Source organism: Falsiroseomonas sp. (genome assembly GCF_030695085.1).
In the GTDB taxonomy this organism is placed as follows: domain Bacteria; phylum Pseudomonadota; class Alphaproteobacteria; order Acetobacterales; family Acetobacteraceae; genus Falsiroseomonas.
The window spans coordinates 1-11,973 of the sequence record NZ_JAUYTS010000063.1; the positions used below are offsets into that span (position 1 = coordinate 1).

The 11,973-nt window shown below is 69.4% G+C and carries 8 protein-coding genes; 3 read left to right on the plus strand and 5 right to left on the minus strand.

The genetic code is table 11. From position 1 onward, the window contains the following. A partial coding sequence (locus tag Q8S40_RS07630; RefSeq protein ID WP_305669904.1) for an FAD-dependent oxidoreductase occupies positions 1 to 1,595 on the minus strand: 1,595 nt, incomplete at its 3' end. Between the two features lie 4 nt (positions 1,596 to 1,599). Further along, complete coding sequence (locus Q8S40_RS07635; protein WP_305669905.1) at positions 1,600 to 2,574, minus strand: MBL fold metallo-hydrolase; 975 nt, start codon at positions 2,572 to 2,574, stop codon at positions 1,600 to 1,602. A 181-nt stretch (positions 2,575 to 2,755) separates the two neighbouring features. On the opposite strand from Q8S40_RS07635, the gene Q8S40_RS07640 reads away from it, so the two are divergent. From Q8S40_RS07640 to Q8S40_RS07650, 3 genes are all read left to right on the plus strand, one after another. Continuing rightward, positions 2,756 to 3,496 (plus strand): Crp/Fnr family transcriptional regulator, encoded by a 741-nt coding sequence (locus Q8S40_RS07640; protein WP_304814428.1) that lies wholly within the window; start codon positions 2,756 to 2,758, stop codon positions 3,494 to 3,496. 72 nt (positions 3,497 to 3,568) lie between these two features. Continuing rightward, positions 3,569 to 4,279, plus strand: a complete 711-nt coding sequence (locus Q8S40_RS07645) for a hypothetical protein (protein WP_305669906.1) — start codon at positions 3,569 to 3,571, stop codon at positions 4,277 to 4,279. A gap of 37 nt (positions 4,280 to 4,316) precedes the next feature. Beyond that, complete coding sequence (locus tag Q8S40_RS07650) at positions 4,317 to 5,093, plus strand: FkbM family methyltransferase (RefSeq protein ID WP_305669907.1); 777 nt, start codon at positions 4,317 to 4,319, stop codon at positions 5,091 to 5,093. Positions 5,094 to 5,127: 34 nt separating this feature from the next. On the opposite strand, the gene Q8S40_RS07655 is transcribed toward Q8S40_RS07650, so the two are convergent. The 3 genes from Q8S40_RS07655 to Q8S40_RS07665 all read right to left on the minus strand — a co-directional run bounded on the left by Q8S40_RS07655 (position 5,128) and on the right by Q8S40_RS07665 (position 11,919). Continuing rightward, positions 5,128 to 7,449: a xanthine dehydrogenase family protein molybdopterin-binding subunit gene (locus Q8S40_RS07655; protein WP_305669908.1), complete on the minus strand. Its 2,322-nt coding sequence runs from the start codon at positions 7,447 to 7,449 to the stop codon at positions 5,128 to 5,130. An 87-nt stretch (positions 7,450 to 7,536) separates the two neighbouring features. Beyond that, positions 7,537 to 10,692: an efflux RND transporter permease subunit gene (locus tag Q8S40_RS07660; protein WP_305669909.1), complete on the minus strand. Its 3,156-nt coding sequence runs from the start codon at positions 10,690 to 10,692 to the stop codon at positions 7,537 to 7,539. Positions 10,693 to 10,698: 6 nt separating this feature from the next. Beyond that, the gene (locus Q8S40_RS07665) at positions 10,699 to 11,919 is read right to left on the minus strand and encodes an efflux RND transporter periplasmic adaptor subunit (protein ID WP_305669910.1); all 1,221 of its coding nucleotides are present in this window, start codon (positions 11,917 to 11,919) and stop codon (positions 10,699 to 10,701) included. Between the last annotated feature and the right edge of the window lie 54 nt (positions 11,920 to 11,973).

An 11,973-nucleotide genomic window follows, 5' to 3' on the forward strand; every position in this document is an offset into this window, starting at 1 on the left:
ACCTGGCCGAGGGCGCGGGCCAGTGCCGCCAGCACCGCGCCGGGGCGTGGTGCGGCGAAGCGGGCGGCGATGTGCTGGTCCGGGCGGATCAGCACCGCCCCGCCCGGCGGCGCACCGAAGCGGGCGGCGGCCAGCCCGGCATGGTCCCACAGCGCGCCGGGGCTTTCCTCCGCCGTGACGAAGATGGCGCGCAGCCCGGGGACCGGCGTCCAGACCGCGTCGAAGACCAGCAGGGCGAAGTCGCCACCCAGATGGCGCAGCAGCCAGTCCGGCGTGCCATCGCGCAGCACCGGCGCATCCGGCGCCGGGCTGCCCGGCGCGGCACCGCCTGGCCAATGCCCGTCATCGGGCGCGTTCAGCGGGCTGGCGGCCAGCAGCGCCGGGCGGGACAGGCGGCCGGAATTGACCAGGGCACGGGCGAAGGCGTGGCCCTCCGCCAATTCCAGCACCGCATCCCGGTAGGCCCGCGCCGCATCCGATTTCGGTGAGATGAAGTCGGTCGCCCGCGTCGAGTGCAGGATATTCTCCTCCGCCGCCGCGATCCGCTCCGCCTCATAACTGTCGAGCAGCGCCGGCCCGGCCTCGCCACGCAGGATGGCGGCCAGTTTCCAGGCGAGGTTGTCCGCATCCTGCACGCCGCCATTGCCGCCACGCGCGCCGAAGGGGCTGACCTGGTGCGCCGCATCGCCGGAGAAGATCACGCGGTCCTGCACGAAGCGATCCAGCCGCCGGCAGCGGAAGGTGTACAGGCTGACCCATTCCAGATCGAAGGGCACCGCCGGCCCCAGCATCGCGGCGACGCGGGCGCGCACCCGGTCGGGCTGCAATTCCGCCTCCGGTTCGGCTTGCGCGCCGAGTTGGAAGTCGATGCGCCAAAGGTCGTCGGGCTGCTTGTGCAGCAGCACGGATTGGCCGGGGTGGAAGGGCGGGTCGAACCAGAACCAGCGCTCGGCGGGGAAGGCGACGGCATCGCGGATCACCACATCGGCGATCAGGAAGCGGTCCTGGAAGACCTGCCCCTGGAAGGGAAGGCCCAGGCTGCGACGAACGAGACTGCGCGCGCCGTCGCAGGCCAGCAGCCACTCGGCGCGCAGCGTGTAGTCGCCGCCGGGGGTGGCGACCGTTAGCGTCGCGCCCGCCGCGTCGCTGGCGAGGCCGGTGACGGCGTGGCGCCAGCGCAGATCGACCCCCGCCTCGGCGCAGGCTTCCACCAGCCAGGCCTCGACATGGTATTGCTGGATGTTGATGAAGGCGGGGTAGCGGTGGCCTTCCTCCGGCAGCAGGTCGAAGGCGTAGGCCTGCCGGTCCTGGTGGAAGACGCGGCCGGTCTTCCAGGTGACGCCCTTGGCCAGCAGGCGGTCGCCCAGCCCGAGCCTGCCGTAGATTTCCAGCGTGCGCTTGGCGAAGCAGATGGCGCGCGATCCGGTGGCGACGCTGTCCTCCTCATCCAGCAGCGTCACCGCCACGCCGTGCCGCGCGAGGTCCAGCGCCAGCGTCAGCCCGACCAGTCCGCCGCCCACCACCACCACGCGGCGATGGTCCTGGCCGGATGCGGGGGGTGGCGTGGCGGCGTAGCGCGGGTTGGTGTGCGGCACAGGGTCAGGCCTCGGCGGGCTTCATGGCCGTGCCGTGTTCCAGCGCCTGCCACATCGCCACGTCCCGCTCCGCCGTCCAGATGCGCGGATGGGCGAGGCCCTGCGCCTCGTCGAAGGCGCGGGTGACGTTGAAGGGCATGCAGTGTTCGAAGATCACCCAGGACCCGTATTTCGGGCGCATGAAGCCCATGGTGTCGTCATACACCGCCTTCAGGTCCCAGCCCTTCGCCACGCCGGCCTGCACCCGGCCGAACAGGTCGGTGGTGAAGGACCGGGTGCCCTCGATCGCCTCGGCGCAATCGGCCCTGGTGAGCAGCGCCCGCCCGCGCCCGGGCACCAGCTTTTCGGCGCCGAGCGCCGCCACGGCATCCAGCGTGGCGGACCAGTCGGCGAAATGCGCGTCGCCGCAATAGGGGGTGGCGCCGAATTCCACCGTGTCGCCGGCGAACAGCACGCGCTCCTTCGGCAGCCACACCACCGTATCGCCGGCCGTATGGCTACGGCCGACATGGATCACCTGCGCTTCCCGCTCCCCGAGCCACAGCGTCATGCGCTTATGGAAGGTATGGGTCGGCCAGGTGAGGCCCGGAATGCTCTCCTTGCCGCGGAACAGGCGGGGGAAGCGGCCGATCTCGCTGTCCATGTCCTGGCGGCCGCGTTCCACGATCAGGTCGCGTGTCGCCTCGCTGGCCAGAATGACCGGGTTGCCGTAGCCGCTGGCGCCCAGTACCCGCACCGCGTGGTAGTGGGTCAGCACCACCTGGCCGACATGGCGCGGGGTGACGGTGGCGATGCGGGCCATGACGTCCTGCGCCATGGCGGGGGTTGCCTGGGCATCCACCACCACCACGCCATCCGGGCCGATGATGACGCCGGAATTGGGGTCTCCCTCCGCCGTATAGGCGTAGAGGCCGGGGCCGAGTTCGTCGAAGGAGATGGCCTTCTCGGCCAGGTCATGGGCGGAGGCGAATCCGGACATCTGCGTTGGCTCCCCTGTCTTGCGCGCAGGTTCCACCGGCAGGGGCCGCAGCGGCAAGGGGTATGCGCGGTGGGCGGGCAGGCATCCCAGACCTGCCTGCATTGTATGTTCACATCGCAGACGTGTCATTGTAGGTTGCAATACTAGGACGGCAGTCGCGCACTGCCAGGAACCAATCCCGATGAGCCGCAACGCCAACCTGACCCCCTTGCCCGGTAGCTGTGCCGCCTGCACGGTGCGCCCCTTTGCCCTGTTCCGCGTCATTCCGCAGGCCCGGGTGGGGGAGATTGCGCGCCTCCGGTCCGGCGTGCGGCTGGTGCGGGCCGGCGATGCCATCATGGATGGCGTCTTCACCATGTATGCCGGCTGGGCCTTCACCTGGACCGCGACCAATGACGGCCGCCGCCAGATCCTGGATTTCCACCTGCCCGGCGACCTGGTGGAGCGCACCGAGGATGCGGCAGAGGTCGAGGCGCTGACCGATGCCTCCTTCTGCATCCTGTCCAAGGAACGGCTCTGCGCCTTCATGGGCAACGATCCCGGCCTGGCGCTGTCCTATGTGGAGGGGCTGACGCGGGACCGCGCGCGGATGCGCGAAAGGCTGACCAGCCTCGGCCGCCGCGATGCCGCGGGGCGGGTGGCGCATCTGTTGCTGGAATTGCATGGCAGGCTGCTGCGCCGCGGCGGCGGGGATGCGCGCGGGGCCGCGGTGCCGCTGAAACAGGCGCATCTGGCGGATACGCTGGGGCTGTCCGTGGAACACGCCAACCGGGCGCTGGCCGCACTCCGCAAGGACGGCATCGCCACGCTGGCCAAGGGCCGGCTGGAGATTCTGAACCGGCACGCGCTGGAGGATCTGGCCGGTTGGGCCAACCACAGCCCGGCCGGCACCACATTGGCGCCGCAGACCAGGGCGGGCTGAAGGCCCGCTCGGCTTGGACGGAACCGGTCGAGGCTGTAGCTTTCGGCCAGACCCGGAACGGACCCGACGCCGATGCGCCTTCACCCGCCGCGCCTTCTGGCCCCCCATTTTCTGGCCCCCCATTTTCTGGCCACACGCCTTGCCCATCTGCTGGGCGGCCTGTTGCTGCTGTGTTGTGCCGCCCTGGCCTCGCCGGCGCAGGCGCAGCGCGACCCGTCCTTCAACCTGGTCAATCGCAGCGGCCAGCCGATCCGGGAGATCTATGTCTCCCCCAGCGAGGATCGCTACTGGGGGCATGATCTGCTGGAGGCAGACCTGCTGCCGGATGGCGCCAGCTTCCCGCTGCGGATCGCCCCCTCGGCCGGCTGCCTGCAGGATGTGCGGGTGGTCTATATCGATGGCCGGCCGGAGGAGCGGCGGCGGCAGGATACCTGCCGGATCGTGCAGATGGTGTTCGGCGCCGGAGCCGCATCGGGGGCAGGACCTGGTGCTGCGCCGGGCGGGCGGCCCCGGCCCGGCGCCCAGGCCAGTGCCAACCCGTCCTTCAACCTGGTCAACCATGGCGGCGCGTCGATCCGGGAGGTCTACGTCACCTCCGTCCAGGTTGATAACTGGGGCGAGGACCGGCTCGGCCAGCAGGTGCTGCCGCCGGGCCGCCACCTCGCGGTGCGGCTGCCCTCCGGCGACTGTGTGAACGATGTGCGGATCGTCTGGATGGATGGCCGTCCCGAGGAACGGCGGCGGATCGACACTTGTGGGCTGGTGAACCTGATCTTCCGGTAGTAGGCCATTCGCGGCCACAACTGCAGGATGTTGCCGCATGCCGACGATCGCCGAGACCTACGCAAGGCTGCGCGAGGGGCGGAAGGCCGGCAAGCCGGTGGATTTCGAGGCGCTGCTGCGGAAATTCTACGGCGGCCTGCTGAAGCCGGGCGACATCGCGCTGGATATCGGCTGCTTCAAGGCCACCCACGCCGTGCCGATGGCCGACGCCATTCGCGGCCCCGGCGCCGCGCTGCATGCCTTCGAGGCGAATCCCGCCATGGCCGCCGCGCTGCGCCCGGTGCTGGCCCGGCCGGGGCGGGAACATGTGACGCTGCATGAATGCGCCGTCGGCCTGGCGGATGGGGAGGCGACCTATGTCGTCGCGGTCGACAGCCCCGGCTATAGCGGCCTGCAGCAGCGCGAATACGACCAGCCCGACATGCGGACGGAGCGCATCACCGTCCGCACCGTGAAGCTGGACACGCTGCTGGGCCACCTGCCGGCGCTGGCCTTCATCAAGATCGATATCGAGGGCGGTGAATTCGATGCGCTGCGTGGCGGCGCCGGGCTGGTGGAACGGCTGCGCCCGTCGATCAGCTTCGAATTCGGCGTGCGGTCCTACGGCGCCTATGGCGTGAAGCCGGCCGAGGTCTTCGACTGGTTCGCCACCCGCCGCTACATGCTGTTCGACATCATCGGCACGCCACTGCCGAGCCGGGAATTGTTCCTGGAGGCGGATCGCACGCCGGGGCTGTGGGATTTCCTGGCGGTGCCGGAAGAAAACCCGTTGGCCCGCCGCCAGGCCTGGGCGCAGCAGCTTCTGATCGATTGAGGGGGGCGCGCGGCGCCCCCCCCTTTTTGGCCCGTCAGGCGGCCTTGGCCGCCTCCAGCGCCTTCCACACCGTCTCCGGCGTCGCCGGCATGTCGATATGCTTCACCCCGGCGCCCGACAGCGCATCCACCAGCGCGTTGATCGCGGCGGGGGGCGAGCCCACGGCGCCGGCCTCGCCGGCACCCTTCACGCCCATCGGGTTGGTCTCGCAGGTCACCTCGATGAGGTCGACATCGATATCCGGCAGATCCTCCGCCCGCGGCAGGGCGTAGTCCATGAAGGAGGCGGACAGCAGCTGGCCGGAGCCGTTGTCGTAGCTGGTGCGCTCATGCAGCGCCTGGCCGATGCCCTGCGCCACGCCGCCATGCACCTGGCCGCGCACGATCAGCGGGTTCAGCGCATGGCCCACATCATCCACCACGATATAGCGCGGCACGGTGACGATACCGGTTTCGGGGTCCACCTCCACCTCCGCCACATGGCAGCCATTGGGGAAGGTGTGGGTGTCGATATTCGCGGTCTCCATCGCATCCAGCAGGATGGCGCTTTCGCCCGCCGCCACGCGCTTGCGCTGCACCGCCGCCAGATCGAGGATGTCGACGCCCCGGTCGGTGCCCGCCACGGCGAAGCGGCCACCGGTGAATTCGATGTCGACGACCGAGGTCTCGAGCTGCTCGGCGGCGGCCTGCTTGCCCTTTTCCACCACGCTGGCGGTGGTCACCAGGATCGCCTGGCCTTCCGAATACAGGCTGCGCGCGCCGCCGGTGCCGCCGCCGGAGGGCAGGCTTTCACTGTCCCCCTGCCGCACGCGGATCTTGTCGATCGGGATGCCCAGCTCGTGGCTGGTCATCATCGCATAGGCGGTCTCATGCCCCTGGCCGGTGGATTGCGTGCCGACATAGAGGTCAACGAAACCGTCATCGGCGAAGACGACCTTGGCATTCTCCGTCGCCGCGCCACCGGTCGCCTCGAGGTAGTAGGCGAGGCCGATGCCGCGCTGCTTGCCGCGCCTTGCCGCTTCCGCGCGCCGCGCCGGGAAGCCGTCCCAGTCGATCTTCGCCAGCGCCGCATCCATGAGCTGCCCGAAATCGCCGCTGTCATAGCGCTGGCCCATGGCGGAGACCCAGGGCATCGCGCTCTGCTTCACCATGTTGCGGCGGCGCAGCTCGATCCGGTCGATGCCGATCTCGCGCGCCGTCGCGTCGATCAGCCGTTCCACCAGGTAATTGCTCTCGGGCCGGCCGGCGCCGCGATAGGCATCCACCGGCACGGTGTTGGTCAGCACGCCGATGACATGGGCGTGGATCGCCTCGAACCCATAGACGCTGGCCAGCACCTTCGTGCCGGCGCCGGTCGGGATGAAGGGGGCGAAGGTGGAGAGATAGGCGCCCATGCCGGCATAATTGCGGGTCCGCAGCGCCAGGAATTTTCCTTCATTGTCGGTGGCCAGCTCGCCGAGGGTGATGTTGTCCCGGCCATGCGTGTCCGACAGGAAGGCCTCGCTGCGATCGCTGGCCCAGCGCACCGGGCGGCCGACCTTGCGGGCGGCGGCGGCGACCAGCACATGCTCGGGGTACAGGAACAGCTTCATGCCGAAGCCGCCGCCCACATCCGGCGTCACCACGCGGACATCATCCGCCGGGATGTTGAAGATGTTGCCGGACAGGATGTTCTTCAGCAGCCAGGAGCCCTGGGTGTTGGTGTGCAGGGTCAGCTTGTCGCCTTCCCAGGCGGCGACCGCGGCGCGGGCTTCCATGCTGGCGACGACGACGCGGTTGTTCACCACGGTCAGGCGGGTGACATGGGCGGCGCGGGCGAAGGCGGCATCCGCCTTGGCCTTGTCGCCGGCTTCCCAGTCGAACACCACGTTGTTGGCGATATCCGGCCAGACAGCCGGCTGGCCCGGCTGGAAGGCCACGGCAAGGTCGGTGATGGCCGGAAGCTGGTCGTACTCCACCTCCACCGCCTCGGCTCCGTCGCGGGCGGCCTGGGCGGTCTCGGCGACGATGAAGGCGACCGGATCGCCGACATGGCGCACCACGCCATCCGCCAGCGCCGGGCGCGGCGTATTGCCACGGGGGGTGCCGTCCCGGTTCTTCATCGGGATCAGGCAGGGCAATTCGCCGATGCCTTCCGCCTTCAAATCGGCGGCGGTCAGCACCGCCAGCACGCCGGGCAAGGCGAGCGCGGCGGCGGTGTCGATGCGCGTGATGGTGGCATGCGCCTGCGGGCTACGCAGCACGATGCCATGCGCCTGGCCTGGCATGGCCAGGTCATCCGTATAGGCGCCTCGGCCGGTCAGCAGCCGCGGATCCTCGACCCGGCGTACCGATTGGCTCAATCCGAACTTTGCCATGGCGTCACGTCCCCGCTTGGTTCCGCTGAGTATCTGCTGTCCCGGGGGCGTCCGTGAAGACCCCCCGCCCTCGCTATTACGTGCGCCCTATTCGGCCGGTGCCGGCTTGGTGACCCTGGCGCCGAAGCGCCGCTTCACCCCCTCCCGCATCGTCTGGAACACGACATAGAGCATCGGGATGATGAAGATGCCGATCAGCGCCGCCACGATCATCCCGCCGAACACCGGAGTGCCAACCGCGCGGCGGGAGGCACTCGCGGCACCGGAGGCGAATACCAGCGGCACCAGGCCCAGGATGAAGGCGACGGAGGTCATGATGACGGCGCGGAAGCGCAGCCGCGCGCCCATCACCGCCGCCTCCCGGATCGGCATCCCCGCCTCCCGCCGTTCCTTGGCGAATTCGACGATCAGGATGCCGTTCTTGGCGGCGAGCGCGATCAGCACCACCAGCCCGACCTGGGCGTAAACATCGAGCGACAGGCCCGCCAGCATGATGGCACCGAAGGACCCCAGCGCGCCGACCGAGATCGACAGCAGCACCGGGATCGGGATCACCCAGCTTTCATACAGCGCGACCAGGAACAGGTAGGCGAACAGCAGGGCCAGCGCCATGATCACGACGGTCTGGCCGCTGGCCTGCTTTTCCTGGAAGGCGGTGCCGGTCCATTCGAAGCCATAGCCGGCCGGCAGCGCGGTGTCCGAAAGCGCCTCCATCGCCGCCAGCGCATCGCCGGAGGAAATGCCCGGCCGTGGCGATCCGCCGATGCGGACGGAGCGGACATTGTTGTAGCGGTTGATGGTCTGCGGCCCCAGCACGATGCGGACATCGGCGAAGGATCGCAGCGGCACCATCTCGCCCGCCGCATTGCGTACATGGATGCGCCAGAGGTCGGGGATGTCGTCCCGATCCGTCGCCTCGGCCTGGATGTTCACCTGCCAGGACCGGCCATAGATGTTGAAATCGTTCACGTAGAAGCCGCCCAGCGTGGTCTGCAGGGCGTTGAAGATATCGCTGATGCGGATGCCCAGCGCCTGCGCCTTGTCCCGGTCCACATCCAGGAAAAGGGAGGGTGTGTCGGCGGAGAAGGTGGAGAATACGGCGGTCAGCCGCGGGTCCTGGTTGGCGGCGGCCGCCAGGCCCTGCATGGCGGCGAACATCTCCTCCGGCGGGCGGCCCTCCAGATTCTGCATCTGGTATTCGAAGCCGCCGCCGGTGCCGAGGCCGATGATGGGCGGGATGTTGAAGGCGAAGGTGTTGGCGGCGCGCACCTGCTGCGTCGCGCCGAACACCGTGCGGATCGCGGCGAAGACGCTTTCCTGCGCCCCGGCGCGATCCTCGAAGGGCTTCATCCGCACCACGATGAAGGCGGCGTTGGATTGTGCGCCGCCATCGATCAGGCTGAAGCCGACGATGGACAGCACGCGGTCCACCCCCGGCACCGGGGCGATGATCGCCTCCACCTGTTCCACCGCCGCGCGGGTGCGCGACAGGCTGGCACCGGCGGGCAACTGCATCTGCACGAAGAAGGCGCCCTGGTCTTCCTCCGGCAGGAAGCCCTGCGGCGTGCGGCTGCCGAGGAACAGGATGCCAGCCCCCGAAACCGCGACCAGCACCAGCGACAGGATGGAAAACCGCACCAGCCGCGCGACAATATTGCCGTATTTGTCCCGCACCCAGTCGATGCCGCGCATCACCGCCGCCAGGAAGCCACGGCGTGGCCCATGCCCCGGCGGATGCGGCCGCAGGAACAGCGCGCACAGGGCCGGTGACAGGGTCAGCGCATTGATGGCCGAGATCACCATGGCGGCAGAGACGGTGATGGCGAACTGGCTGAACAGCACGCCGGACAGGCCGGGGATGAAGCCCACCGGCACGAAGACCGACAGCAGCACCAGGGTGATGGCGATGATCGGCGCGGTGATTTCCCGCATCGCCTGCTTGGTGGCATCCGCCGGCGACATGTCGGGGTTTTCCGACATCACCCGCTCGACATTCTCCACCACCACGATGGCGTCATCGACGACGATGCCGATGGCCAGCACCATCGCGAGCAGGGACACGGTATTGGCCGAATACCCCAGCAGCAGCAGCACCGCGAAGGTGCCGATCAGGCTGACCGGCACGGCGATGGTGGGGATGACGGTGGCGCGGAAACTGCCGAGGAACAGCAGCACCACCAGCACCACCAGCACGAAGGCCTCGAGCAGCGTCTTGATGACCTCGTAGATCGTGTCCACGACGAAGGTGGAGGTGTCGTAGAACACCGCGGTCTGCATCCCTTCCGGGAAGCGGCGGGACATCTCCTCCAGCACCGCGCTCAGGCTGGCGGCCGCCGTCACCGCATTGGCGCCGGGCGAGAGATAGGTTGCCAGCGTGATGGCCGGGCGGCCGTTCAGGCGGCTTTCGGTGTCGATCCGCGCCGCGCCAAGCTCCACCCGCGCCACGTCGCGCAGCCGCAGCAGCGACCCTTCGGCATTGGCGCGGATGACGATGGCGCCGAATTCCTCCGGCGTGGTCAGGCGGCCCTGGGTCTGCAGGTTGATCTGGTACTGCTGGTCATCCGAGATCGGCTGCGCGCCGATGCGGCCCACCGCGGCCTGCACGTTCTGCGCCTGGATCGCCGCGATCACATCCGCCGGCGTCAGGTTCAGGCTGATCAGCCGGTCCAGCTCGAACCAGATCCGCATGGAATAATCGAGCGCGCCGAAAATCTGCGCCGAGCCGATGCCGGGCGTGCGCGCCAGCCGGTCCAGCATGTTGATGGTGACGTAGTTCGACAGGAACAGCGCATCATGCTCGGGGTTGTCCGAGGTGACGGTGATGAACTGCAGCACGGCGGAGGATTGCTTGCGCACCGTCACGCCGGCGCGCTGCACCTCCGCCGGTAGCCGGGCGAGCGCCGATTGCACGCGGTTGTTGACGTTGACGGTGGCGATGTCCGGGTCGGTGCCCAGCGCGAAGGAGACGGACAGCGTGTAGCTGCCGTCATTGGCGCTGTTGGAGGACATGTAGATCATGCCTTCCACCCCGTTCACCGCGCTTTCGATCACCTGGCCCACGGTCGCTTCCACCACGGCGGCGGAGGCTCCGCCGTAATTGGTGGTGACGGAGACCTGCGGCGGCACGATGTCCGGGAACTGCGCCACGGGGATGCGCAGCATGGCCAGCGCGCCCGCCAAGGTCAGCAGGATGGACAGCACGATCGCCAGCCGCGGGCGATCGACGAAGACGGCGGAGATCATGGCGGGTCAGCCCTGCCGGCCAGCGGGGGCTGCACCAGGGGCTGCACCAGGGGCGGCGCCAGGGGTGCGGATGGGGGCCGAGGCCGGGCCGGGTTGCACCGGCTGGCCGGGGCGGACGCGCTGCACGCCTTCGACCACCACACGTTCCCCGGTTTCCAGCCCGGATTCCACCACCACCTGGTCGGCGATGGACCGGCCGAGCGTGAGGGGGCGCCGCGCCGGGCGGTTCTCGGCATCCAGCACCCAGACGTAATTGCCGCCCTGGTCCTGCAGCACGGCGCTGCGCGGAATCACCACGGCCTGCACCGGCTCCGCCCCCTCGACGAAGACGTTGACGAACATGCCATCGATCAGCGTGCGATCGGCCTCCCCGTCCTGCGCCGGGCCGCGTGGCGGGTTCGGGATCAGCGCGCGGACCAGCACAGTATCCGTGTTGCGGTCCACCTGCGGGTCGATGAAGTCGATCCGGCCGACCTGGTTGTAGGTCTCGCCGGTCACCAGCCTGATCCGCACGCGCGTGGCGCCGGCCCCGCCGCGCCCGGCATAGCGGTCGCGCAGCTCGGTCCCGGTGCGGAGGTTGACGGGGAAGGAGACGCGCATCGGGTCCTGGCTGACCACGGTGGCCAGCTTCTCGCTCGTCGGCCCGACCACGGCGCCCACCGAGAAGGTGGAGCGACCGACCTTGCCGGCGAAGGGTGCGGCGATCTCGGTGTAGCCCAGGTTGATCTCCGCCACCCGCAGCTGCGCCTGGGCCGCCAGCACATTGGCCTGGGCGGTGCGCTGGGCGGCGGTGGCATTCTCCACATTCACCTGGGTGCCGGCGGCGCTGCGCACCAGGTCCCGGGCACGGGCGAGCGCGCTGTTGGCGTTCTGCAATTCGGCCTCGGCGGAGGCGACGGCGGCGCGGGCGCGCGCCACCTCGGCCTCGAAGGGCGGGCGCTCCAGGCGGAACAGCACCTGGCCCTCCGTGACTTCCTGGCCCTCCCGGAAGGGGCGTTCCTGGAGGAAGCCGGTGATCCGCGCGCGCAGATCGACGCGGTCCTGCGCTTCAACCCGCCCGACGAATTCGGTGCTTTCCGTGACCGGGCGGCGTTCCACCGCCAGCACGCCGACCGCGGGCGGGCCTTGCGGGCCGAATTGCGCCTGGGCGGGGGCGGCGAGCAGGCCCAGCAGGGCGGCCAAACCGAAAAGGGCCGCACGAGGCGCGGCCGGGAACTGCGTCAGCATGGAAGCGATCCAAGATTTGGAAGGCAGCCAAACCGATCACAACCAGCCGCGTCA